The organism is Gardnerella sp. C0026F2, from assembly GCF_056590715.1.
This window is the reverse complement of record NZ_JBWPWR010000002.1, coordinates 514,618-540,225: the sequence shown is the minus strand read 5'-3', so window position 1 is coordinate 540,225 and position 25,608 is coordinate 514,618. Positions and strand designations below refer to the sequence as shown.

The 25,608-nt window shown below is 43.5% G+C and carries 18 protein-coding genes; 12 read left to right on the top strand and 6 right to left on the bottom strand.

Annotation, left to right across the window (positions count from 1 at the left end; translation table 11 throughout):
- Positions 1–20: 20 nt before the first annotated feature.
- Positions 21–1,469, top strand: coding sequence for a Sau3AI family type II restriction endonuclease (locus tag AC1EK3_RS04865; protein WP_480033076.1), 1,449 nt, complete (start codon positions 21–23; stop codon positions 1,467–1,469).
- 313 nt (positions 1,470–1,782) lie between these two features.
- Here the strand turns inward: AC1EK3_RS04865 and AC1EK3_RS04860 are convergent, their stop codons facing one another.
- On the bottom strand, positions 1,783–4,020 hold the full coding sequence (locus AC1EK3_RS04860; protein WP_047923630.1) for an RNA degradosome polyphosphate kinase: 2,238 nt from the start codon (positions 4,018–4,020) through the stop codon (positions 1,783–1,785).
- 639 nt (positions 4,021–4,659) lie between these two features.
- Between AC1EK3_RS04860 and AC1EK3_RS04855 the strand changes: the two genes are divergently transcribed.
- The 3 genes from AC1EK3_RS04855 to AC1EK3_RS04845 all read left to right on the top strand — a co-directional run bounded on the left by AC1EK3_RS04855 (position 4,660) and on the right by AC1EK3_RS04845 (position 7,499).
- Entirely contained in the window at positions 4,660–5,394 is a 735-nt protein-coding gene (locus AC1EK3_RS04855) for an MIP/aquaporin family protein (protein ID WP_480033077.1), read from the top strand.
- A gap of 180 nt (positions 5,395–5,574) precedes the next feature.
- Positions 5,575–6,651, top strand: a complete 1,077-nt coding sequence (locus AC1EK3_RS04850; protein WP_480033201.1) for a glutamyl-Q tRNA(Asp) synthetase — start codon at positions 5,575–5,577, stop codon at positions 6,649–6,651.
- A 35-nt stretch (positions 6,652–6,686) separates the two neighbouring features.
- Entirely contained in the window at positions 6,687–7,499 is an 813-nt protein-coding gene (locus tag AC1EK3_RS04845) for a YggS family pyridoxal phosphate-dependent enzyme (RefSeq protein ID WP_480033078.1), read from the top strand.
- 38 nt (positions 7,500–7,537) lie between these two features.
- Here the strand turns inward: AC1EK3_RS04845 and AC1EK3_RS04840 are convergent, their stop codons facing one another.
- Positions 7,538–8,353 (bottom strand): fumarylacetoacetate hydrolase family protein, encoded by an 816-nt coding sequence (locus tag AC1EK3_RS04840; RefSeq protein WP_480033079.1) that lies wholly within the window; start codon positions 8,351–8,353, stop codon positions 7,538–7,540.
- A 339-nt stretch (positions 8,354–8,692) separates the two neighbouring features.
- On the opposite strand from AC1EK3_RS04840, the gene clpB reads away from it, so the two are divergent.
- The 6 genes from clpB to AC1EK3_RS04810 all read left to right on the top strand — a co-directional run bounded on the left by clpB (position 8,693) and on the right by AC1EK3_RS04810 (position 16,674).
- Positions 8,693–11,287, top strand: a complete 2,595-nt coding sequence (gene clpB / locus AC1EK3_RS04835) for an ATP-dependent chaperone ClpB (RefSeq protein ID WP_480033080.1) — start codon at positions 8,693–8,695, stop codon at positions 11,285–11,287.
- A 159-nt stretch (positions 11,288–11,446) separates the two neighbouring features.
- Positions 11,447–12,787, top strand: a complete 1,341-nt coding sequence (locus AC1EK3_RS04830; protein WP_415683183.1) for a DNA recombination protein RmuC — start codon at positions 11,447–11,449, stop codon at positions 12,785–12,787.
- A 57-nt stretch (positions 12,788–12,844) separates the two neighbouring features.
- Complete coding sequence (locus AC1EK3_RS04825; RefSeq protein WP_480033081.1) at positions 12,845–13,693, top strand: hypothetical protein; 849 nt, start codon at positions 12,845–12,847, stop codon at positions 13,691–13,693.
- Positions 13,694–13,757: 64 nt separating this feature from the next.
- Positions 13,758–14,564 carry a TrmH family RNA methyltransferase gene (locus AC1EK3_RS04820; protein ID WP_103013764.1) on the top strand — a complete coding sequence of 269 codons (807 nt, stop codon included), beginning with the start codon at positions 13,758–13,760 and terminating at the stop codon, positions 14,562–14,564.
- A 146-nt stretch (positions 14,565–14,710) separates the two neighbouring features.
- Positions 14,711–15,703, top strand: coding sequence for an ATP-binding cassette domain-containing protein (locus AC1EK3_RS04815; RefSeq protein ID WP_004136505.1), 993 nt, complete (start codon positions 14,711–14,713; stop codon positions 15,701–15,703).
- Positions 15,700–16,674, top strand: a complete 975-nt coding sequence (locus AC1EK3_RS04810) for an ABC-2 transporter permease (protein ID WP_103013765.1) — start codon at positions 15,700–15,702, stop codon at positions 16,672–16,674. The genes AC1EK3_RS04815 and AC1EK3_RS04810 overlap by 4 nt, the downstream gene beginning before the upstream one ends.
- A gap of 195 nt (positions 16,675–16,869) precedes the next feature.
- Here AC1EK3_RS04810 and AC1EK3_RS04805 read toward each other — a convergent pair whose 3' ends face one another.
- From AC1EK3_RS04805 to vly, 4 genes are all read right to left on the bottom strand, one after another.
- Complete coding sequence (locus tag AC1EK3_RS04805; RefSeq protein ID WP_480033082.1) at positions 16,870–19,083, bottom strand: ATP-binding cassette domain-containing protein; 2,214 nt, start codon at positions 19,081–19,083, stop codon at positions 16,870–16,872.
- Between the two features lie 149 nt (positions 19,084–19,232).
- Positions 19,233–20,363 carry a hypothetical protein gene (locus AC1EK3_RS04800; RefSeq protein ID WP_480033083.1) on the bottom strand — a complete coding sequence of 377 codons (1,131 nt, stop codon included), beginning with the start codon at positions 20,361–20,363 and terminating at the stop codon, positions 19,233–19,235.
- Positions 20,360–21,547, bottom strand: a complete 1,188-nt coding sequence (locus AC1EK3_RS04795) for an ATP-binding cassette domain-containing protein (protein ID WP_415683187.1) — start codon at positions 21,545–21,547, stop codon at positions 20,360–20,362. The genes AC1EK3_RS04800 and AC1EK3_RS04795 overlap by 4 nt, the downstream gene beginning before the upstream one ends.
- Before the next feature lie 164 nt (positions 21,548–21,711).
- Complete coding sequence (gene vly, locus AC1EK3_RS04790) at positions 21,712–23,262, bottom strand: cholesterol-dependent cytolysin vaginolysin (protein WP_421790378.1); 1,551 nt, start codon at positions 23,260–23,262, stop codon at positions 21,712–21,714.
- A 495-nt stretch (positions 23,263–23,757) separates the two neighbouring features.
- Between vly and gatC the strand changes: the two genes are divergently transcribed.
- Positions 23,758–24,054 carry an Asp-tRNA(Asn)/Glu-tRNA(Gln) amidotransferase subunit GatC gene (gene gatC, locus AC1EK3_RS04785; RefSeq protein WP_391496148.1) on the top strand — a complete coding sequence of 99 codons (297 nt, stop codon included), beginning with the start codon at positions 23,758–23,760 and terminating at the stop codon, positions 24,052–24,054.
- Between the two features lie 3 nt (positions 24,055–24,057).
- Complete coding sequence (gene gatA, locus AC1EK3_RS04780; RefSeq protein ID WP_480033084.1) at positions 24,058–25,599, top strand: Asp-tRNA(Asn)/Glu-tRNA(Gln) amidotransferase subunit GatA; 1,542 nt, start codon at positions 24,058–24,060, stop codon at positions 25,597–25,599.
- Positions 25,600–25,608: the final 9 nt, after the last annotated feature.

The following is a 25,608-nucleotide window of genomic DNA, read 5'->3' as shown; positions in this document are numbered from 1 at the left end:
GATGCAGAATGGTGGGAAGTATGTCTAATCATATAGGCGACAATCGCAAGTTTTCGGACATTGACGAAATAACCGCTCTTCTTACTGGAATCAATGGCAAAACTTTTCGCGAGATTGATGAAACTGGTCGTGGTGAAAAAGCAGGCAACAAGGGCTCTTTAGGCAATATTATTGAAGAATCAGTTTTTGGGTATTCTATAAATTCCGATAAACAACCGGATATTATGGTTGCTGATGAATTTTATGAATTAAAAGTCACGCCGATTCGTTCGAACAAGAAAAAGAAGATAGTTGCTAAAGAACGTTTGGTTGTTGATATTATCAACTATTTGACGCTGTGTAATGAGGTTTTTGATAATTCATCATTTTGGCAAAAAGCGCGTCAAATGATTATTATTTATTATCTTGATAACAGGACTGATAAAACCAGCCAATCCAGACTTGATTGCACTATTTATGGTTCTTTTGTATTGAAATATGAACCTGGTGAGCTAGAAACAATTCGTAAAGATTGGGAATACATAAAAAATAAAGTAGCTTCTGGTTATGCAGATAGGTTAAGCGAGTCCGATACTAATTATCTTGCTGCTTGCACTAAGGGAGAAACGGCTGCAAAGTCGTTGAGAGATGCTCCTGCGCCAAGTGGATTTGAAAGTAAATATATACGTGCAAAACAACGTGCGTTTTCGTATAAGCCTAGCTATATGACCATTGTTGCACAAAGAGTTTTAGGTGAAGGTGATCTTTTTGAACGGTTGCCAATGTCTATTAACGAAAATCTTAATGATTATGTGGAAAAGAAGATTGGGCGATATGTTGGTTCTAAAATTTCTGATTTGGCCAATAAATTTAATGTTAAGCTTAAAACGCATTATTCTTTTAATTCGCAGCTTGCACTGAAGATGTTGGGTGTAAAAAAGAACAGAATAGAAGAAATTGAACAGTTTGCTGCAGCGAGTGTGACTCAACTAAAAACTACTGTTTTGTACGATGATGGTAAACCAGAGCAGAATATGTCTTTTCCTGCGTTAAAAGAGGATGATTGGGCTGAATTAGCAGATCCAAATATGCAGTGGCATGATTCGCGATTGTATAAGTTTTTTGAGAATAATAAGTTCTATTTTGTTGTTTTTAAAAGCAACGGGAAAAATAGAAAATCAACTTGCTATAAAGATGATGTTTTAGTTGGTGGTTTTCTATGGAATATGCCAGAAGAAGATATTGAAAAATATGTTGCGCCTGCGTGGAATAAAGTGCATGAGATTATGATATCTGGTGAATCTACTGGCTATGGAACGGATGAGAATAAGCTCCCTAAGATGTCATTTAATCACGTATTTCATATGAGGCCACACGGTAAAAATGGCAATGATGTTATAACACTTCCAAACGGTGAAACCATCACAAAACAATGTTGGTGGTTAGATAGGCTGTACATTGCCAAAATAGTTGCTGAGCATATTGGTTAGATATCGCAGGAGTTGGTGCACAAGATAATCGGGTAATTCCAGCTCTAACTTCCAATTCTTGAGAAGAGATAGGGATAGAACTGTTATATTGTACGTAACAATATTAATACTCAATTGTCACATAAAACCTCCTAAAACTGGCAAATAATTACTAAAAAACCTCCTAAAACTGGCAAATGGTGCTGTAGAAGATTTTGGCTATTGCTGGAACGCTTGAAATTTAATCGGTTTAGAAGGAGCAATAAACACAACAAGAGCCAGAAACATGTTACTGAATCTGGCTCTTGCTTATCGTTTATTTAGTTGCTTGCGATTAGTTCGCACCGCGAGGCTTACGCGTGTGAGTGTGAATCAAGTAAGCCTGGCTGTCTACTAGCGGACGACCTTCCTTATCGCGAGAATGCAAGGTATATGTGCCATCGCCATCCATCCACCACGAAACAGTAGAATCAGCCATTTGTAAATCAATATACTGAATCAACGCTTCAACCTGATCAGGCGCACTGATGCGAACCAGCGTCTCAACGCGGCGGTCAAGATTACGGTGCATTAAATCAGCTGATCCAATCCAAACTTCTGGACCGCTTGCAGGACCGTCACCAATCTGCGGACCGCAAGAGTTAGCAAAAGCGTAAATGCGGCTGTGCTCAAGGAATCGGCCAAGAATAGAACGAACGCGAATATTGTCGCTCAATCCTTCAATGCCAGGCTTAAGCGAGCAAATTCCACGCTCAACGATATCAATCTTTACTCCAGCTTGCGAAGCTCGATACAAAGCGTCAATAGTCTTCTCGTCAACCACAGAATTGACCTTAATCTTAATCCAAGCTTCCTTTCCAGCAAGAGCTGCAGCTTCCTCGCGCTGAATTCGCGCAATAATACCAGTTCGAACTGTACGAGGAGCAACAAGAAGGCGGTGGAAACTAGACTTCGGCGCATAACCAGAAAGCTGATTAAACAAGCGAGTCAAATCCTGGCCGACTACAGGATCGCAAGTAAGCAATCCCAAATCCGTGTACAAGCGAGCAGTCTTAGGATTGTAATTACCTGTACCAACGTGGCAGTAGCGTCGCAATCCTTCTGCTTCCTGACGAACCACGAGTGAAAGCTTGCAGTGAGTTTTCAAACCAACAATGCCGTACACAACGTGAACGCCTGCGCGCTCAAGCTTACGAGCCCAAGCAATATTTGCATCCTCGTCAAATCGTGCTTTAATCTCAACCAGCGCAAGCACCTGCTTGCCAGCGTGAGCTGCGTCAACAAGAGCGTCAATAATTGGCGAATTGCTAGACGTGCGGTACAAAGTCTGCTTAATTGCAAGAACCTTCGGATCAGCAGCAGCTTGCGCAAGGAAAGCCTGCACAGAAGTAGAGAACGAATCGTAAGGGTGATGCAACAAAATGTCATGCTCGCGAATCGAAGCGAAAATATCTTGCGCGTGGCTAGTTTCAACTTCCGCAATCTGACGGTTCGTAGTAGGAATGAACGGACGATACTTCAAATCTGGGCGATCAAGCGCCTGTAATTCAAACAATACCGTCATGTCAAGCGGCGAAGGCAAGCGATATACTTCCTCAGGGCTTACACGAAGCTGATTTGCAAGAAGCTGAGAAAGGAATGGGCTGGCTTCGTTAGAAATTTCCAAACGAATAGGCGGTCCAAAACGACGACGAAGGAGTTCCTTCTCCATAGCGTTGAGCAGGTTTTCTGCATCGTCTTCCTCAACGTCAATGTCCTCGTTACGCGTAACGCGGAAGGAACGAGCTTCCTTAATAATCATGCCTGGGAAAAGCGATTCCAAGTGTGCTGCAATCAGCTTTTCCATAGTAATGAAGCCGTAACGCTCTTCGCGACCTTCTTCGTCTGTTAAATCGTCAACTGGTACAAGGCGATTCAAATTATCTGGAATTTTTACGCGCGCAAAATGCGACTTTCCAGAATTTGGATTTTCGACGATAACAGCCAAGTTAATAGACTTGCCGGAAATGTATGGGAATGGGTGAGCAGGATCCACTGCAAGAGGCGTGAGAACAGGGAAAACTTGCTTTTTGTAGTAATCAGACAAACGTGCTTTTTCTGATTCTGTAAGCTTATCCCAGCTGAGCAAAACAATGCGCTGTTTGGCAAGCTCAGGAAGAATGTGCTCAATAACATAGTGAGCGTGCTCATCTTGACGGCGGTGAGTTACCTCGCTAATAGCGCGCAACTGCTGGCGAGGGCTTAAACCAGATGCTGCAGTTACTGCTATTCCAGAATCTATTCTGCGCTTTAATCCTGCAACTCGAACCATAAAGAATTCGTCGAGATTTGACGCAAATATAGCAGCAAAATTAGCGCGTTCAAGAAGTGGCAAATCTGTATTCTGAGCCAACTCAAGCACGCGACGATTGAACTTCAACCAACTTAATTCTCGGTCGAAGAAACGATCTTTTGGCAACGGTAGCTCACCCTCACGAGCTTCACGCTTTTCTGCCTTTTCATCTTCGGCGATATGTTCTGCAATTTGACCACGCAGAATCGCCTTTGAGGGAGCGTCAAAAATTTGTACCATACTCTGTAATTGTATGCGTTGTAAGGGAAGTGCGCGAATGAGTGTCGATTTTATTGCTTGCTTTGCGCTCGAAAAATATCTTGCGACACGCCGGAGCGTGTCTTATGTGAACGTAATTTAACATGACAACCTTTGCATGTTCACAAAATGCCGCAAGAGTTACGATTTTTCGTGTGCAATTGAACAGTAGTGACAATATGTTAACAAAGGCTAATTTGCTCTTTACTATTAGATAAAAAACGATGATAATAATAATTACAAAAACAAAAAAGAGATAGCGGTAACCCACAAAAGTGTATGGATATGAAATCCGTGGACGTTGGACGGGATATTTAAGACTTTAACCGTTGCAACGAGGATGTTGTGAAGATGAAACCGCAGATATTGTTTTTGTAGATAAGAGGCTCGCCAAAGTGGCGGGCCTCTTTTGATGTGAGGGCGATTTTACTGCTCACGCAGACTGTCGCACGCATAAGGGAAACTATCAAAGAATAATTGTTGGAATTCATTTTCTTAGCTTCTTTGAAAATGAGAATGTATTGTGTTCCATGCTGTGCTAATCGCAATTGCGAGTTGTGAATTTATTGACGCGTGATTACGTGTGTGGAGTTTGAAACAGGTAAGAAGGATCGAAGGACCATGCAACATTCGTTTATGGCAATGTTGGCTGCAGAATTTATTGGCACTGCTATTCTTATGATTTTCGGAAACGGTGCTGTAGCAAACGTTGAATTAAAAAATACTAAAGGACACCATGCCGGCTGGCTCAATATTGCCATGGGTTACGGTTTTGGTGTGATGTTCCCAGTGCTCATGTTTGGCGGAATTTCCGGTGCGCATATCAATCCTGCTATGACAATTGCGCAAGCTGTAAACGGAATGTTTGAGTGGAAAAACGTTGCGCCTTATATTGTCGCTCAGCTTTTGGGTGCGTTGGTTGGTCAGCTTATTGTGTATGTAACTTATTTGCCGCATTACAACGAAACTGAGGAGCCAGAAGCAATTCTTGGCACTTTCTGCACTACGGATGCGTATAACAACAAAATTAACTACTTCCTTAACGAATTCTTCGGCACGCTTGTGCTTGTTTTGGCAGCTCTTTGCTGCCTTACTTCCCCATGGGGTGAGAAGAATTTGGCCGGTGCCTCAATCGTCGTTGGCTTCGTTGTTTGGGGCTTGGTGACTTCTATGGGTGGTCCAACTGGTCCTGCTTTGAATCCTGCTCGTGATCTTATGCCGCGTTTGCTTCACGCGATTTTGCCAATTTCACACAAGGGCTCTTCTCGCTGGGGTGAAGCATGGATCCCAGTTGTTGCTCCTACTGCTGGCGCAATATTGGGCGTTCTTATGTACAAGGTCTTGTTTAAGGCTTAGCACTAAAATCTAGTTAATTAACTATTTAATTATTGCGTAAATCGTTTTGTTTTGCTTTTCAGTTTTTACAAAATGATTTGCGCAATTTTTATTTCACTTTTAGTGATAATGCGCATGCTTCATGCTGTATAAACAAAATCGAATATAGAATAAGTAATTATGACGCAAGAGAATAAGCAGATGTTGCTAAATCATCAAAGTTATGAGCCGTATTCCAATAAATCTACTATAGTCGGTCGTTTTGCGCCTACTCCTTCCGGGCGTATGCATATTGGCAATATGGTAGCAATGTTGGCTGCGTGGCTTTCTGCAAAATCGCAAGGCGGCCAAATGCTTTTGCGTCTGGAAGATCTCGATATTGCGCGAATGTCAAAGGATGCTAGCGCGAGAATTGTTGACGACTTGCATTGGGCTGGGCTTGATTGGGTTGGTGAGCCGACTTATCAGCATGAGCGAACTGCAATTTACCAAGAAGCTCTTGAGACGCTAGAATCTTTGCAAGACGACGACGGAAATTCGCTAATTTACCCTTGTTTTTGCTCGCGTTCCGATATTCGCGCAATCGCAGCTCCGCAAGAAGGCGACGGTTTCATACGCTACCCGGGTACGTGCAGAAATCTTCGCAAAACTGCGGAAGGCCTGGCACAAATCGAAAAGCGTTTGCAAAATAATCGGCAACATTCTTTAAGGCTTGCTGTTCCCTCGGCTGATTCGCCGCAAGCAAATGTGAGTTTTGAAGACGCGATTTTTGGTGCGCAATCTTTTGATATTGACCGCGACTTGGGGGATATGGTGATTCGCCGCGCGGATGGCGTTTTTTCATATCAGCTTGCGGTGGTTGTTGACGACGTGCTTTCGGGAGTAAATGATATTGTGCGCGGACGTGATTTGCTTCGTTCTGCTGCGCTTCAAATTTGGATTGGTGAATTGCTTGAAAAGTCGGGATTTTTTGCGGCTCACGGTGTGTATTACGTGCGTCCGCAATTTGCGCATTTACCGCTAATTGATAACGCACAAGGCGAGAGGCTTGCAAAAAGTAAGCACTCGCTAGACGTCGGCGCGCTTCGAGAATCTGGCTGGAGCGCAGAGCGCATGATCGGCTACTGCATGTATCTTTTGGGATACAAAAAGCCTGGTCAAAATCAGCCTGTAGATATGAGTGCTGCCGATGCGCTCGCGTTATTTGAAAGCGATGAAACGCCGTGGGATTCTGTTCGCGCAAACCTAGCCGACAAATCCGTGTCCTTCCTCGACTAAACTATGTAGTTAGGTTTGATAGATTGGGGCAATAAATGGCGTATATGACACAAAAAAATTTAGCGAATACTGAGGTTGATTGTGTTCGTGCACGTCAAATTGCCGACGGCGTGCACAGTGTGCAAGACGCCATTGCTCAAGCCGAATCGCATTATGGTCGCAAAGCTGAGTCGGTTAGGCTACTTGCCGCAACTAAAACGCGAGATGTTGGCGAAATTATGGCAGCGCTTAAAGCTGGAGTGCGCGTAATTGGGGAAAATCGCCCACAAGAAATCGTTGCAAAAGCCGAGATTTTACGCGCGGAAGCTGCTCGAGAAGGTTTAAGCGTTAGTGTGAACGGCGGTGTAAATAGCGAAATTCCGCTCTATTTAATAGGTCAGCTGCAAAGCAATAAAATAAATAAAGTTTTGCCGCTTGCAAATGGTATTCAGTCGGTTGACGGCATTGAACTTGCGCAAAAAATATCTACACGCGCGCAAAATTTTGGACTTTGCACAGACGTTATGCTGGAAGTGAATGTTTCTGGAGAAGCTACAAAATCGGGATGCGCGCCAGAACGTGCGATTGACGAAGCGCTCGCTATATCTAGTCTTCCGGCGCTTAATTTGCACGGATTTATGACGCTCGGAGCGCGCGTGGATGATGAAAAAATAGTGAGAAGTGGTTTCGCAAAATTGCGAGAAATTAGAGATTGTGTGAGTGAACAACTCGCGCAAGATTATGATGGAAACTCTGCAAAATTAGAGCTTTCGATGGGAATGTCCGGCGATTTTGCGTGGGCGATTGCCGAAGGCTCAACAATGGTTAGAATCGGTTCGGCAATCTTTGGCCCACGAGCATTTGTGTAGTTTTAAGTCAAAGTTTCAAGTCAAATTGATGATTTTAGTTACGCATGCACAATCACATTGCGCAGCGAGCCAATACCATCTACGTGCACAATCGCTTCGTCACCAGCGCGTAAAGTTCCAGCTGGGTATGGAGTTCCTGTCAAAATCACATCTCCTGGAAGAAGCGTTGAGAAGCTTGAAATCGCAGCAATTTGCTCAGGAATACTGTGAATAAGTCGAGCTGTAGTGCCGTCGGCTTCTGGCACATTTTCACCATTAAGCGTAAATGAAATATGTGCATCGCGCCAATTTAGCTCGGTTGTAATCCAAGGTCCAAGTGGGCAGGAAGTGTCGAAACCTTTTGCGCGCGTCCACATTGGGTCGCTTCCTGCGCAATCTCGCAAAGTTACGTCATTTACGCAAGTAAAGCCAAAAACGTAATTCATTGCGGTATCTGCAGTCACATTTTTGGCGATTTTGCCCATAACAACTGCCACTTCTGGTTCAAAATTCATGTCGTTTGAGCAAGCAGGAATCACAATCGGATCGTCCGGACCAATTACAGAAGTGCTCGGCTTTGTAAAAATAACCATATCTGCGGCGGTATGCGAAGAAGCCGCAGGAGAAGTAGCGCGCTCGTCATCGGAACGCGTATCGTAATTTTTTGCCAATCCGTAAACTTTTGAAGGAATTACAGGCACAAGCAAGCGCACGCCATCCGTATCCAACGCGTAACGTTTACCAGTTGGCTTAACTCCTTGCGGGCTTAAAGGGTGCCCTTCAAGCGCTACTAAATAATCTTTACCGTCGGTTTCGTCTTTTTGAACGAAAGCGTATTGTGGAACTTCATTATACGAAAAACGTGCAATTCTCATGCTTTTAAGATTACGACATATTTGCTACTTAATTAAGCATTGCTCGATACTTAACTAAACTTTGCTTGCTGCTTAATTAAATTATTTGCGTAAATTATTTGCGATTGAAAGTTCTTGAAAACAAAACTTGAGTCTAGTACACTCAAGTTTTAGGAATAAAGTTATAGGAAAATCTGTTATACGTATCAGATACATGAAAGTGAAAGCTCGTTAGAATTCGAAAGTATCGTCAAAAAGCTTGAAATTGCAGCGAGAGTTGCAATAAAAGCTGCAATAAAAGTTGCAGCGATTTGACTTAACTGAAATGTGTTTTAGAGCTTTCGTGGAAATGAGGTAGATATGGAACAAAAGTTTACAACCTTAGCGCAAGACGCATTAAGCGACGCTGTGCAAAGTGCAGCGGCTGCCGGCAATGCGCAAGTTGACACTCTGCATTTGGCGGATGCTTTACTTCGCCAAGAGCAAGGCGTCGTTCGCGCGCTTATTGCTCAGGCGGGGGCGGACGCGCAACAAATCGGTGCTGAAATTCGTAACGCATTAGTGGCATTGCCTTCATCTACTGGTTCAACTACAACTAAGCCAGATGCAAGTCGTCAGCTTTTGGCTGCGTTAAGCCAGGCAGAAAAAGAAATGCGCGCAATGGGAGACGAATACGTTTCTACGGAGCACATGCTTATCGGCATGGTTGCAAGCGCGCCAAACGCTGTTGCGGATATTTTCAAAAAGCACAACGTTTCCGCAGACGTGTTGCGTAAGGCTGTGCCAACTGTGCGTGGAGGTGCGAAAGTTACGAGTCCGGATGCTGAAGGCAACTACAAAGCGCTCGAAAAGTATTCTGTTGATATGACTGCGCGCGCTCGCGAAGGAAAGCTCGACCCAGTAATTGGACGAGACCAGGAGATTCGTCGCGTAATTCAGATTCTTTCTCGCCGCACGAAGAACAATCCTGTGCTGATTGGCGAGCCGGGCGTTGGAAAAACGGCAGTTGTAGAAGGATTAGCTCAGCGAATCGTTGCAGGGGATGTGCCTACGACTTTGCAAAACAAGCGTCTTATCAGTCTTGACTTGGCTTCGATGGTTGCAGGTTCGAAGTATCGCGGCGAGTTTGAGGAACGCTTAAAAGCAGTGTTGAAGGAAATTCAACAATCAGACGGTCAAATTATTACGTTTATTGACGAAATTCACACTGTTGTTGGCGCGGGATCTGCAGAAGGTTCAATGGATGCTGGCAATATGCTTAAGCCAATGCTTGCGCGCGGTGAGCTGCGCTTGGTTGGCGCGACTACGCTTAACGAGTATCGTGAGCATATTGAAAAGGATTCTGCGCTTGAACGCAGATTCCAGCAAGTGTTTGTTGGCGAGCCTTCTGTTGAAGATACTGTGACGATTTTGCGCGGACTTAAGCAACGTTACGAAGCGCACCACAAGGTGACGATTAGTGACGATGCAATCGTAGCTGCAGCAACGCTTTCAAACCGCTATATTACTGGCAGACAACTTCCAGATAAGGCGATTGATTTGGTGGATGAAGCGGCAGCTCACTTGCGCATGGAGCTTGATTCGCAGCCAGAAGAGATCGACGAATTGCAGCGCAAAGTTACGCGTCTTGAAATGGAAGAAATGCAATTAAAGAAAGCGGAAGATGCTGCTGCACGCGAACGCTTAGAAAAGTTGCAAGAAGAATTAGCTAACTCGCGCGAAAAGCTTACTGGATTGAAAGCGCGTTGGGATGCGGAAAAGGCTGGCCATAACAAGGTTGGTGATTTGCGAGCGCAACTCGACGCTAAGCGCGTAGAAGCCGACAAATTCACACGTGAAGGCAACTTGGAACAAGCAAGCCGTATTTTGTATGGCGAAATTCCAAGCATTCAAAAAGCTTTGGAAGAAGCGGAGTCCGAGGCCTCTAACGCTAAGAGTGAAGCGAAAGAGCCAATGGTTCCGGATCAGGTTGATGCTGATTCTATTGCAGGAGTCGTTAGCGAATGGACGGGCATTCCTGTTGGTCGCTTGATGCAAGGCGAAAATGAGAAGCTGCTAAACATGGAAAAGGAGCTTTCTAAGCGTGTGGTTGGTCAAAGCGAAGCAATTCAGGCTATAGCGGATGCTGTGCGCAGAAGTCGTGCTGGAATTGCAGACCCGAATCGTCCGACCGGTTCGTTCCTATTCTTGGGTCCTACTGGCGTTGGTAAGACTGAGCTTGCTAAGGCTCTTGCCGACTTCTTGTTTGACGACGAGCGCGCAATGGTTCGCATTGATATGAGTGAGTACATGGAAAAGGCTTCTGTTTCGCGTCTAATCGGTGCTGCTCCTGGTTACATTGGCTATGAGGAAGGCGGCCAGCTTACTGAAGCTGTGCGTAGGCGTCCGTATTCTGTAGTGCTTTTTGACGAAGTTGAGAAGGCGCATCCAGAAGTATTCGACGTTTTGTTGCAGGTTTTGGACGATGGTCGTTTGACTGACGGACAAGGTAGAACGGTTGATTTTACGAATACGATTTTGATTATGACATCAAACTTGGGTTCGCAATTCCTTGTGCAAGAGGGCTTGGACGATGCTGCTAAACGCAAGGCTGTTATGAACGCTGTTCACGCTGAGTTTAAGCCAGAGTTCATTAACCGTTTGGATGAGCTTGTTATGTTCCATCCGTTGAGCCGCGAAGAGCTTGGTGGAATTGTGGATATTCAAGTTCGTCAAGTGGCTGCACGCTTGAGTGATCGCCGCATTAGCTTGGATGTGAGTGATTCTGCTCGCGCTTGGCTTGCAGAGCATGGCTATGATCCAGTTTACGGTGCTCGTCCGTTGCGTAGATTGGTTCAAACGGAAATTGGCGATCAACTTGCGCGATTGCTGCTTTCCGGCAAGGTGCATGATGGCGCTCGCGTAGTTGCGGATTGCGCAGAGAGCGACGACCATGTAACTCTCAAGATTGCGTAGTTCCTGCATTCTTCAATGTAGCTAAATAATGTAGTCAAATCGAACAAAGCGTGCTGTTTATTGGATTATTTTTCAGTAGACAGTACGCTATTTTGTATTAGATAATGCATGTGTCTAATTATGTTTTAAAAGTCAACTCAATAGTGTTTAATAGAACGTATGTTCGATAATATTGTGATGTTTGTTTTAATGGTGGTTGCTGTTGTAATAACCGCCATTGTTGTGCTGGCTATTGTTAAGCACAACTCTGGAACGCAAGGCGCTAATGGCGTAAACCAGCGCGAATTTAACGAATTGCGCTCGCAGTATGAACAAGCGCGCGCTCAAGCTCAAGAAAATGGCAATCAGGCTATACGGTATCGCACGCAAGCAGAGCAGCTTGCTGAGCGATTAAAGTTTGTTGAAGCAGAACTTGCTAAAGCGCAGCAGGCAGAGCAATTGCGAGTGAATCGCGAAGAACAATTGCGCACAGAGCGAGAAGAACGTGAACGGTTAAATCGTGAAAAAACTTTGAAAGAGCAAGGTAAAGTTTTGGAAGCGCTTGCTCCAGTAAAAGACAATCTCGAAGCTTTGAAGAATAAAGTTTCGCAGATTGAAGAAGGGCGTAAGCAAGAAATGGGTGTGCTGAGCACTCAGCTTAAAGGCTTAAGTGAGCAGCAAACAAGGCTTGACCGCGAAACAAGTTCGCTTTCTGCAGCATTGCGAAATAATAAGGTTCGCGGAGCTTGGGGCGAGGCTCAACTAAAGAATATTGTGGAATCTGCAGGCTTGCTTGAGCATGTTGATTTTGATACGCAGGTTGTTGTAACTGGAGTAAATGGCGAACAGCAGAGGCCAGATATGGTTGTGCATCTGCCAGGAGGCAAAACAATTCCAGTTGATGCAAAAGTTCCGTATGCGGATTATCAGCGCGCTTGCGAAATCCCAGATAACGCAAGTGACGAAGAATTAGCTAGAAGGAGCGAGCTTCTAAAAGCGCATGCTAAGGCTTTGCGAGAACACGTTAGAGTATTGGGAGCTAAAGCGTATTGGCAGGCTTTTGAAACAGCACCAGACTTTGTAGTTGCATTTATTCCAAACGAAGCATTGCTTCAGGCGGCTCTTGAAGCGGATCCAACGCTTATGGATGATGCTTTTGCGCAAAAAGTAGCACTCACTTCACCAGTTACTTTGTGGGCTGTGCTTAAGTCTGTTGCGTACGCATGGCAGCAGCAAAGTCTTACAGATGATGCAAAAGAACTTTTCGATTTATCTAGAGAATTGTACGATCGCTTTGCGGTTCTTGGGGAAAATGCTTCAAAACTTGGCGTATCTTTGGCAAGAACAGTTGCAGCTTACAATAAGTTTGCTTCTTCGCTTGAGTCGCGAGTGTTGGTAACAGCGCGTAAACTTCAGAAGTTAGATCAAAGTAAAGTTATTGCTTCAATAGATCTTATAGATTCTGATAAAGCTGATGTTAAAGAGCTGAGCGCTCCAGAAGTATCAGTAGAAGATCGTTAAGCATAAAAACATTAAAGCATAAAAAATTGAAGAACTCTAAACGCTAAGGAGTGCAAAATGGCAGAATTACAAGAGGAACGCGCGGAACTTAAGCGCATGCTTTGTGCAGATATGAGTGCGAAACCATTTAGCGAACTGTTTTCTGTTACATTTGCTCAGCGTGGCTCCAAGTTGGTTGGTGATGTTCTTTTTGATGCAATTGAGAAAGCTGGGTATTCGTTAGAACGCGATGTTGACGCTATTGGTGCATTAACTGCTGCCGCAGTTCCAATGGTTTTTGCGCTTATTCATGCTGCAGAACGTAAAGGAATTGCACTCGACGGCTTTGTTATGGATTTTGTTTTTCCTGCAACAAAAGGCCCGTCAGTTAAAGGCAAGCGAGTGCTGTTGCTTGATTCTTGGCTTTCTGAAAAATCGTATGTTCAAACTTCTTCGCTTGTGACTTTACGACACGGTAATGAATTAAGTCTTGATTTTGGCATTGTTAATCAGCAAGGCGCGCAAATTCTTGCTATAGTTGCATTAATTGGTGGTGTTGACGCCGATGAACAAGGCACAAGGCATCTTCAATTAGTAAATCCAATAAGTGAGGAGAGTACTAAAATGGCATTTGTTCAAGCTTTCGATGAAGAAGAATTACGTGCAGATGCAGATCACGACGATTGCTGCAACGATCATTGCTGTGGTGGTCATTGTGAGGTTAAATGCACTGGTGATTGCAAGCATGACGGTTGCACTGAGCCTTGCTGCGAAGATAACTGCTGTGGTGGCCATTGCAAGGTAGAGTGCACTGGTGATTGCAAGCATGACGGCTGCACTGAGCCATGCTGCGAAGACAACTGCTGTGGCGGTCACTGCAAGTCTGGTTGCACAGGTGATTGCGCAACTGACGGCTGCAAAGCCTAGTTGCAAAGCCTAGCTGCCAAGCCTCAAGCGCAAATCAATACTTTAATTGGAGCAAAACTTATACATGCACGAACCGAATCCAATTACTTTGGCTGCAAAAGCTTCCGATGAGCCAGAATTCCGACCTATAGGAGTTGGCCCGTGGGAAGAAGAGCATCCAGGTGAGCCTCGTCCAGATAATCCAGAATCGCCAAATTATGATGCGCGGTTTAGCACTGAATTACTAGACGAAGGCGACCAGCGTAACGTCCTAGACCGCTACCGATACTGGAAAGTAGAAGCTATAAAAGCGGATCTCGATTCTAAAGGACGCCACGAGTTTGAAGTAGCTGTAGAAAATTGGACTCACGATTTCAACATAGGCTCTATGGTTCGCACTGCAAACGCGTTTACAGCGAAAAAAGTGTATATTGTAGGGCCTCATAAATGGAATCGTAAAGGCTCGTTAATGACTGAGCTTTACCAATACGTTGAGTGCTGCCCAACTATTGAAACTCTAGTAACTAATTGGCGCGAAAATATAGCACGGGAAGCAGAAGAAGCGCATCAACTTTTGCTTAAAGCGCAGGCAGAAGGCAATAAAGAAGCCGAAAAAATCGCAAATATCAAGGAACAAGATGCTAAAAACGCTCGCGTTATAGCGCTCGATATTATTCCAGGTGCTGTTGCTATGGAAACCTACAAGTTCCCTAGACGTTGCCTTATGCTTTTTGGTGCAGAAGGTCCGGGTCTTTCTAAAAAAGCGTTACAAATGGCGGATGACGTTGTTTATATTTCGCAATTCGGCTCTGTTCGCTCACTAAACGCGGGAGCAGCTGCAGCTGTTTCCATGCACGCGTGGATTGCGCAACATGCAGTGCCAAATTGCTGAATCTTAATAAAATATTAATTAGAATTTCGGTAGCAGAATTTTGTCAGCAGAATCTCATCAGCAGTATTAGTTAAAACGCAGCAGCCTGTACTCATAAACGCTTACATTTAATGTGTATTTTTTTTTATTTGTGATATTGTTAATTTATGTTAGAATTTCAACATATTACAAAGCGTTTCGGCGCAAAAACAGTGCTTAACGACGTTTCTTTCGTCGCCGAAGACGGTAAAGTCACGGGCTTTTTAGGTCCTAATGGCGCTGGTAAATCTACCACCATGCGTTGCGCGTTAAATCTTATTCACGCCAATAGTGGCACTTCTCTTATTGACGGAAAACCTTACGCAAAAATCGCATCCCCAATGACGGAAGTTGGCGCAGTTCTTGACGCAAAGTCTGCCCACAGAGGTCGTTCCGCATATAATCACTTGTACTCGCTCGCTTTAACTCACGGAATATCAAAAAAGCGCGTTGACGAAGTGATTGATATTACTGGTTTAACTAGCGTAAAAACTCGCAAAGCGGGATCCTTCTCACTCGGCATGAGCCAGCGTCTTTCGATTGCGGCGGCACTTTTAGCAGATCCGCACAATCTTATTTTGGACGAGCCAATTAACGGTTTGGATCCAGAAGGCGTTAAGTGGGTTCGCGAATTGTGCAAGTATTACGCAAGCCAAGGTCGAGCAATTCTGCTTAGTTCGCACTTGATGAGCGAAGTTGCGCTTACTGCAGATAACCTTGTGATTATTGCGCATGGCGAAATTTTGGAGCGCACAACAGTACAAGATTTTGTTGACGCACATTCTCAGCATGCTATACGTTTAGTAACGCCAGAAGGTGAAAAGCTAAAGTCTGTGCTTGTTCAGAATCATCCTGAATGCAAGATTTTGCCAGATAATCGCACGCCTCAAGACGTTCAAGAAGGCGAGCTACTCAGAATAACAGGTTGCGAGCTCAACCAGATTGCGCGCGAAATTGCGGATAATCAGATTTTGGTATATCAGCTGAATCAAGAGCATGCTTCGCTTGAGGAAGCATATTTGGCTCTTACGCACGGTCAAGAGCAGTACGTAACAAAAGCATTGCCAAATACTACTGCTGCGACTGGAACGCAATATGTAGATGGAAGGAGCGCAAAATGAGTGGGCAAATTGAACAAGCTGTTGAATATCCGGCGAGCAATTCTTACAAAACAGGCCGCAGCATGAACGCTCAGCACTTACGCCTTACATTTATGCACACGCTTAAATCTGAAATTGTTAAGCTGCGCGGACTTGCGTCTACGTGGTGGTGCATGGCATTAACAATTGTTTTGCCAGTAATTTTTAGTTTTATTATCGCGCTTGTGCAGAAAGCAATGTCTAAAGTTGACGTTCATAACAATGGTGCAGCTGGTAGCAAATCAAGTGCTGCGATTACCGTTGGGCCGAGCGATAAAAGTGATCTTATTGCATCTCAAGAAGGCATTTTCCGCTTAGTTATTAGCTTTGCTTCTATATCTTTGATTGTTTTGGCGATTTTTGCAGTGCTTGCTGTAACCGCGGAGCATTCTACAACTTCGATTCAGGCTTCTCTTACTGCTGTACCTCGAAGGGGTATGTTCTTTACGGCTAAATTTGTTGCGGTTGCAATCTACGTTTTTGTAGCCCAACTTATTGCAATGACAGTTTCGCTAGCTGCTGCAGAATTAGCTTTTATGGGAGATAACATTTCCGGATTATCGGGAAGCAACGTGTGGAAATTGCCGCTTACTCTGTTCCTTGGCTCTCCTGCAATTATGGTTGTTGTGTCAGCAATGGCCTACGGTTTTGGCATGATTTGCAAGTCAACTGCTGGCGGAATTATGTGCGTTATTGGAGCCGTGGTGATTCTGCAGACCATTGTTAGCATTATTATGCTTGCAAGCAATTTTGCGAAGTGGACTTCAATACTTATTCAGATTTTGCCAGGCAGTGCTGTAAGCCAATTCTTAGAAGCCTCCGCTAATTCTGGGCTGCAACTTCCACCAAACGCATATGTTTTTACATGGTGGCAGTCCGGTTTAGTGGTTCTTGCTTGGGCTGTAATCATGTACGCAATTGGCTACGTTATTGAAAAGCATCGCGATATTTAAACATAGTAAGTATAAATAAAAAATAAGCCCCGTTCGATTGCAATCATTACTGAGCAAACGAGCGGGGTTTATTTATTGCAACTTTTGCCGATACTAGTTTCTAATTTTCTTGCTAGAAATAAAGCACCCAGCTGCAAATAGCACAATAGCCCAAGCAACTAGTAATAATAGGTGGCACTAATTCTGGCACTAAACTCATTGTGCATTTTCTTGAGAATCCTGGTCATCTTGTTTCTTTTTAGCAAATTGAGGATGAGCATACTCTGGACCAATATATGAAGTATCAGGCAATGGCAGCTCGGCTGTAGGCTTAGCTTGCTGTGGTTGCGCATATTGAGGTTGTTGCGCGTATTGCTGCTCATAGTATGGTTGCTGACCGTATTGCTGATTGTAATATTGTGGTTGTGCGTACGGTTGTTGAGCGTACTGCTGACCGTATTGGATTTGTTGTTGCTGTTGCTCATATTGTTGTTGAGCATACTGATTTTGCTGAGCGTACTGATTTTGTGCGTACGGTTGTTGCGCGTACGGCTGTTGAGCGTACGGTTGTTGAGCATACTGATTTTGCTGCGCATACTGATTTTGTTGCGCGTACTGCTGCTGAGCGTACGGTTGTTGCTCATATTGTTGTTGAGCGTACTGCTGACCGTATTGGATTTGTTGTTGCTGTTGAGCATACGGTTGTTGTGTGTACGGCTGCTGTGCGTACGGCTGCTGAGCATACTGATTTTGTAAGTATTGTGGAGTCTCCTGCTGCGGTTGAATAGGTTGTGCCTTTTGAGCTGTCAAGTCAGTTTGAGAGGCTTCCTCTATTACGTTGGCGTGTAGCACAGGTGCAGGTTGTGGCTCAGGCTCAGGCTTGGCTTGTGGTTCAGGTGCAGGTTCAGGTTCAGGCTCAGGCTCAGGCTCAGGCTCAGGCTCAGGTTGTGGCTCAGGTTCAGGCTCAGGTGTTACTTGCACAGCAGGCTCAGGCGCTACCTTTGTTTCATGCTCTGCCATTGGCTGCGTATCAAGCTCAGGGGATACCTGTTCCTCAGGCTCAGTAGTCACATGCGTTTCAACCGCGATTGTTGCCTTAGGTTCAACTGCTTGAGGTTCTGCAACTGCTTGAGGTTCTTCCGCCAGCTGAGGCTTTATTTCTTCCTTTACTTCTTCCTTTACTTCTTCCTTTACTGCTGTCTCTACTTCTGCCTCTACAGTTGTATTCTCTGTTGTTAGTTGAGGCTCAGGAGTCAATTGTGGCTCAGGCTCAGTCGTTAATTGAGGCTCAGTCGTTAGTTGAGGCTCAGGCTCATTTTCAGACATCAATTGCGGTTCAGGCTCAGTTAACAATTGAGGCTCTACTGTCGCATCTTGCGTTAATTGTTGTAGTGAATTTAGCTGAGTCGTTTCATTGTTGATATTATTAGGGATTTGTTCTTGAACATATATTCCTGTAGGATTCTGGTATTTTTGCTCATTGTTATAAACATATGTAGATTTAGATACGTATGCTGTGTTGTCTCCTATTGTCGCCATATACGCATCTTCAAGTGAAACACATTCTTTACTCAACTGATATGTAAGTAATTGTTTATCGTTAAAGAATTGCGCCAAATCTGCAATATTTGCATTATTTATAACGAAAGCTGCGCCTTCCTGCACGTCTTCGTTTTTGTGCTCAACTTGCATAATAGAGCATTCACTATGCTGCGATTGCATAATGTCAAATAGTTTTTCTGGTTCAGGAGTAACAACTCGTACAGTGTTCTGAGAATATGCAGTAAGCAAATCTGTCACGCTTGTTTTTTGTAGAATTTTACCATGCGCAATAATAACAAGATCGTCTGCAATAAGAGAAAGCTCACTAATGTTATTAGTGCTGATAAGTACCGCACCACCGCGTTCTGCATAGTATTTGCAGATATCGCGCATCCATCTAACTCCTTCAACGTCTAAGCCATAGAATGGATTATCGAGAATAAGATTATGAGGATCTGCGAGAAGTGCTGCAGCAATCTCAAGTCGTTTGCGCATGCCGGTTGACATTTCTTTAATTTTCATATTTTGTATAGAGCTGATTCCGGCAATATCCATAATTTCCGATACGCGCGTTTTTGGAATTTTACAATATTTCGCAACGAATGTGAGCTTTTTTATAGCACTAGTATTTCTGTAATTATCTTTTAAATCTAATACAGTGCCGACTGTTTCTATTGGGGAATTAAGCTTTTTGTATGGGACGCCGTCGAATAATGCCTCACCTTCATTGGATTTTACGAGTCCCAATGCGCAATATAGCGCGGTTGATTTTCCAGAACCGTTAGGCCCAACAAATCCTGTGACTTTGCCATCTTCTGCTACAAAAGAAATATTATTTAGTACTTGCTGTTTTTTATAGTACTTGGATATATTTTGTATCTCTAACATAACTAAATCCTACTGCGTAATTTTAAATAAATCTATTATTATTATTACTAAACCCCACCCGATTTTTTAGGTTCTTGTTGAACTCGCAACCGGATGGGGTCTATGCAATTAAGGTTTTTAAATTTAATGTATTATCTAACTCATTAATATCATTTCATAATATTTCTCATTCTTTCTACGGTATGTCCGATTCCGTAGAATAATGCTGCCCAAATAATCATGTATAGAAGCGAAATCATGAAGTTTGGTATAAAAATAGTCCAATTACTTAAGTGCAATTCCGCATCTAATAAGAAATTACTTGCGGCATATGATGGCAACATTTGTAAAATATTCAACGAACCTGTAACTGCAGGATTTGAAATAAGCAACATCAAAGGGTTGGACATGCCGTATGAACTGTATAAGGCATATGAATACATTGCAGAAAAATGTGTAACGCCATTAATTATGGTACTTATTAATGCGACAATAGTTATTAAAGCAATAGCCATCTGCGATAGTACAAGCCATAAAGTTCCAGCAGCTGCAGATTTGCATATTAAAGCTATTCCGTAGCCCATAATTGCAGACAAAACCATGCATATTGCTGAAAGAATCATCATTTCAATTGATACGCTAAATAGACATTTTCTTTGTGGGTCAAATGGCATATAAAAATCAGAGAACATAGATGAAAGAGCTATATTTAATACAATCATAGAAATTATTTGCATAATGAATGCATAAAATACTACGACAGTTAATCTTGCAAATATAAGTAGGTTTCTTCGTGGGACTGCAATAACAGAGCTTCTTATAGATCCTCTTTTGCGATCTTGAGTTGCAGCTTTGCTTGCGAAAACAATGACGATTATAAGTGCAGATAGTGCGAGCGGAATGCAAAAGAATGACGCGGCGTTTTTTACAGCGTCAATAAAATTTTGTTTTCCATTGCAGTCACGGTAATGCCAGAAACCATTTGATTTATACAGTCCGCCGCATGATTGCGCAGATTGATATCCTTGAGCTAATAGTATAGACGGACTCATTCCTGCAGGAATAAGCGCGTGAATAATAGATGACAGTAAGGATGCGGAAATAATTGGAAGTATTATGAACAGTGCTGTGCACCACCATGTAAACTTTGCGTATGCCAATTTAATTGTTTCAGACTTAAGCACATTAGCAAAAGTTAAATGGTAGCGTGTGTTTCTTTTTAAAGATGCAGAAAATTGCATCTGTGCTTGCATTTGGTTCATATTTACTGCATTTTGGCTATTCATAGTTGATGCGTTCATCGTGCTTCTCCCTGAATGCTTTGTTGCGATTGTGGAATATATTGCGTTTTCTGTTCTTTTAGAGATTGCGCAAATTGCGGATGTGCATATTGTTGTTGATCGTATTGCGATTGCTTGTATTGCTGACTGTGTCGCGCTGTAGGCTGTGCAGGCTGTGCAGGTTGTACAGGTTGCGCAGGTTGCGTCTGAACATATTGCATCTGCTGTTGCTGCATATATTGAGTTTGAGCAGTCGCGCCGTTTTCCATGCTCTTATATGCGCTAGTAGGCATGGATACGAATCTTGCATGCTTAGCAGTCATTGCTAAATAAGCGTCCTCTAAAGGAATGTGTTCATTATTGATTTGGTAAGTAATCAATTGTTTATTTGCAAAACTTTGAGATAAAGATGTAATATCTGCGTTATTTATAACAAAAGCCGTGCCCGCTTGAACATCTTCGTTTTTGTGAACAACTTTAGTAACAGTGCACTCTCTATACTGTGACTGCATGATGTCAAGAAGCTTTTCAGGTTCTGGAGTTATAACTCTAACTGAAGCGTATTGCGAATAAGATTCAATAAATTCTTTAGTAGTAGTTTGCTGCAAAATGTTGCCATGTGCAATAATAACCAAGTTGTCTGCAACGTTAGCAATTTCACTAATTGTGTTTGAACTTAGCAATACAGCTCCGCCGCGTCTTGCATAATATTTACACAAATCTCTCATCCATCTAATGCCGTCAGCATCTAACCCATGGAAAGGCTCGTCTAGAATAAGGTTATGAGGATCTGCTAATAACGCTGTTGCAACTGATAGTCGTTTGCGCATGCCGGCTGACATTGATTTAATATCCATATTTTTTATGGAGCTGATTCCGGCAATATTCAGAACTTCTAATACACGACTTTTTGGTATGCCATAAACAGCTGCGAAAGCGTTGAGATGATTAATAGCGCTTCTGTTATAATCTTCAATCTTTATATCTAACACAGAACCGACTGTTTCAATTGGAGATTGAAGACCCTCATAAGGGATGCCATCGAAGTAGGCTCTGCCTCTATTGGTTTTCATTAGTCCCAGTGCACAATACAGTGCAGTTGATTTTCCTGAACCGTTAGGCCCAACAAATCCTGTAACTTTACCATCTTCTGCTACAAAAGAAACATTATTTACTACTAATTGTTCTCCGTAGCTTTTTGTCATATTTCTTATTTCTAACATAACTAAATTTTACTGCTAAAAATGTAATAAAAAAATCATATTTATATAAAAATTAAGGACTTTATCCTGTAACCAGTTACATGATAAAGTCCTTAATTGTTTCATTTTTATTTATTTATTTATTTATGCTCAATTGCAATATGAGTTCAGTCATTCTTTACAGTTTCAGCAACGCGAGGCCACAAGGTTGTACCCCAGTTCTTGATTGTGCGCTGGCGAACCAACGGCAAATCGGTGCGGTTGTACACTGTGCGCCATGGTTCCCATACTAAGCCGGTCTTTTCTTCCAACTTAATGCGCAGGTTGCGCACATTGCCCTTGAACTGAATCGTTGTGCTGAAGTGAGCGGTACGATACTTGCCGTTTCCTTCCCAAGCGCGAGAACGTACGTATGGAGTTCCGTCGATATCAGTGCCGTACTCATCCCAGTAGACGTAGTAGCGAGCTACATAAGCTCCACGGTGATCCAAGGTCAAATAACCGTCACGGTAAGAAGAAACCTTGGTTTCAACATAATCGCTGTTGCTCTGAAGAGTTGCTACTTCGTTATCTTTTACGAAGGAAGTAGTGTAAGCGATTGGAACAGCTGGGCTGGAGGTGCTCAAATTTGCACCTTCCTGAATCAAAGCCTTCAGTGTATCGATGTTGCCGGTAATAACCTTTGCTGCACCGTCAGCGCTGCCGCCGAGAATCACTGCAGTAACAGAAGTATTCTGGAGAATGCGATGGAACTCGGTATTTGGCTTGATCTCTACGCCCTTAATTGCTGCTTCTACTGCAGCCTGGAAATCAGTGCTCTTGCTGGTGGTATCGAACTTTACATACATTGAGCGTCCATAAGCTACGTTTGACACGTAAACTGGTGGGCGATTGTTGTCTACGCCGCGGTTCTTCAAGCTTTCTGGCGTAGTGCATGGAGCAAAGAAATCTGCTGGGCTATCTGGAGCGTCAACGCTTACTGTGTAGTAAGTTTGCTTGAAGTTCACAATTTGAGTCTGCTTCTCACCCTTGTGTACTGCATCGAAATCAATCTTCAGCGGTACGCCAATCTTTGCAAAATCAGCACCAAACTTAGCTTTGAGCTGGTTCATGCTCTGTGCGCTTGCGGAATCATACTGCATACGAGCTGCCACATGATGGCTTGCTGCATATTGTGCATTCCACTTAGAAACTAAGCCGTTAACTGCTGAAGTAACGGAGCTCTTGGTTGGATGTTGCACAGTTACAGCACTCTCGCCGCCATGGAAGCCTGGCAAATCAATGCTCAAAGTTAATGGAGCGCGATTTGCTGAAATCAAGCTTGGCATGTTATCCATCAAATTCTGGTCAGCGCGGAATAATGCACCCGGATATACGCGATCATTGTTGGCCGAAGTTACCGACAAGTTTGATGTTGTATTGGTGATGTTCTTCTTCTGATGCTCAACAACAACGAATTCGCCGTTCTTGTTGAAGCTGTCGCTGGAGAATTTATTGTTAATTGTTTCGCCGTGACGTGCGAGAATATTTGTTTTATCGTAATGCAAATCCCACAAGTAGTTGTTCAGCGAGTCTTTGCTAGCTGCGCAAGATGCAGCTGGTGCAGAAGGCTTTTCAGAAGAATCTGCCATTGCTGGAACTGCTAAGCATTGTGGAATAATAGTCGCGCCCGCGAGCAACAACATTGCTGCATTACGGTAGAACTTTGTGCTCTTCATATGTATCCTTCGATTTTTATTAGATTTTATTTCAAATTATTTTTTCAGTGAGATGCTGCAAATACGTGCTTCAGTGCATATGCGTGCTTCAGTGCATCAGCTTCAGCTTCTCACATCACATGATTATTACACACTTTTTATTTATGCGATAATTGTTTAAAATAATTTTTTAAGTTTCAAACAAAAGTTTAAATAATGCTGAAATACCAACACTTTTTGGTTACGTCAGTTTTGTCGTTTCGGCGTGTTGACAGATAAAATGAGCGGATTTTACGTATTTTGATTCGTGATAATTTTGTGAAAATATATGCAAAATATTTGTGCAAGTATTATTTAGTGTTACGCATGAGTATTTAATTGCTGCAGTCTTAAAAAATTAATTTCTAACACTTTCTCAATAAAACAAAATAATCGACAAATAACTCTAATAAAGCTTTTATCCACATTGCTTTTTTCTACTAACGAAGGTCACGTATCACACATATAGTTGAGGTTATGCCTACATTCACACGCGAAGAAATTGAGCATTTGGGAGTTTTGTCCCAGATTGCTTTAAGCGACGAAGAAATCAGTCGCTTGCAAGGCGAATTAAACGTCATTGCAGAATCTATTAATAAAGTGCAGGAAGTTGCTGGCGAAGATGTGCCACCTACTGCAAATCCAGTTCCTTTGGAAGCTTATTTGCGTCCAGATGAGCCTGCTACACCTTTGACTCAAGAAGAAGCTCTTTCTGGTGCTCCTAAAAGTGAGTCTGGCATGTTTGTAGCGCCTCGAATTTTGGGGGAGGAATAAAACATGACTAATACTCAAGATTTAGTAAAACTTTCTGCCGCAGATATGGCAAAAGCTGTAAAAGCTAAAGAAGTTTCTAGCCGCGAACTTGTTGAAGCTCACTTGGCAGTCATCGAGTCTGCAGAGCCAGAAATTAAGGCATTCTTGCATGTTTCTGCAGATATCGCTCTTGAGCAGGCAGATGCTTTTGATGCCAAGAACGCTAAGGGTGAGACTGAAGGATTGCCTGAGTTGGCTGGTGTGCCAATTGCAATTAAGGACATGATTGTCACTAAGGGCATTCCTACTACTGCAGCATCTAAGATTCTCGAAGGCTGGGTTCCACCTTACGATGCTACTGTTATTGAAAAGCTCAAGGCAGCTGGCATGCCAATTCTTGGCAAGACTAATTTGGATGAGTTTGCTCAAGGTTCTTCTACAGAACATTCTGCTTATCAAACTACTTGCAATCCTTGGGATACTGAGCGTGTTCCTGGCGGTTCTGGCGGCGGCTCTGCAGCTGCTGTTGCTGCATTCGAAGCTCCTATTGCTTTGGGTACAGATACTGGTGGTTCTATTCGCCAGCCAGGTGCTTTAACTGGTACAGTCGGCGCAAAGCCAACTTATGGCGGTGTTAGCCGTTTTGGTGCAATCGCTATGGCAAGCTCTCTCGACCAGATTGGACCTGTTTCTCGTACCGTTCTTGATTCTGCGCTTTTGCAGGAAATTATCGGCGGTAACGATAGGCGCGATTCTACTTCTATTCCAGCTCCTGTTCCTCCAATGGCTCAAGCTGCTCGTGAGGGCGCTCGCCGTGATTTGAAGGGCTTGAAGGTTGGTTTAGTTAAGGAGCTTAGTGGCGACGGATTCCAGCAAGGCGTTGAAGCACGTTTTAATGAAGCTGTGCAATTGCTTAAGGATATGGGTGCAGAGGTTACGGAAGTTTCTTGCCCTCACTTCCCTTATTCTTTGGCTGCTTACTACATTATTATGCCTTCAGAAGTTAGCTCTAATTTGGCTCGCTACGACGGTATGCGCTACGGTTTGCGCGTCATGCCACCAGCAGACAAGCCTCAGACTGCTGCAAATATGATGGCTGCAACTCGTGAAGCTGGTTTCGGTGACGAAGTAAAGCGTCGTATTATTCTCGGCACTTACGCACTTTCCGCTGGCTACTACGATGCTTGGTATGGTTCTGCGCAAAAAGTTCGTACGCTTATTATTCGCGATTTCGAAGAAGCGTTTAAGAAAGTAGATGTTCTTGTTTCTCCAACAAGCCCTACAACGGCATTTAAGTTTGGCGAGAAGATGGATGATCCACTTTCTATGTACATGAACGATATTGCTACAATTCCTGCAAACATGGCTGGAGTTCCTGCTTTGAGCCTCCCAGCTGGCTTAAGCGACGACGGTTTGCCTGTTGGCATTCAGATTATTGCTCCGCAATGCCATGATGAAAAGATGTACAAGCCTGCAGCAGCGTTGGAAGCAGCGCTCGAAGAGCAGTGGGGCGGTCCAATTTGGAAGTCGCTTAAAGCTGGTTGGCTCGATTCATTGGCTAAGTAAAGTGAAGTA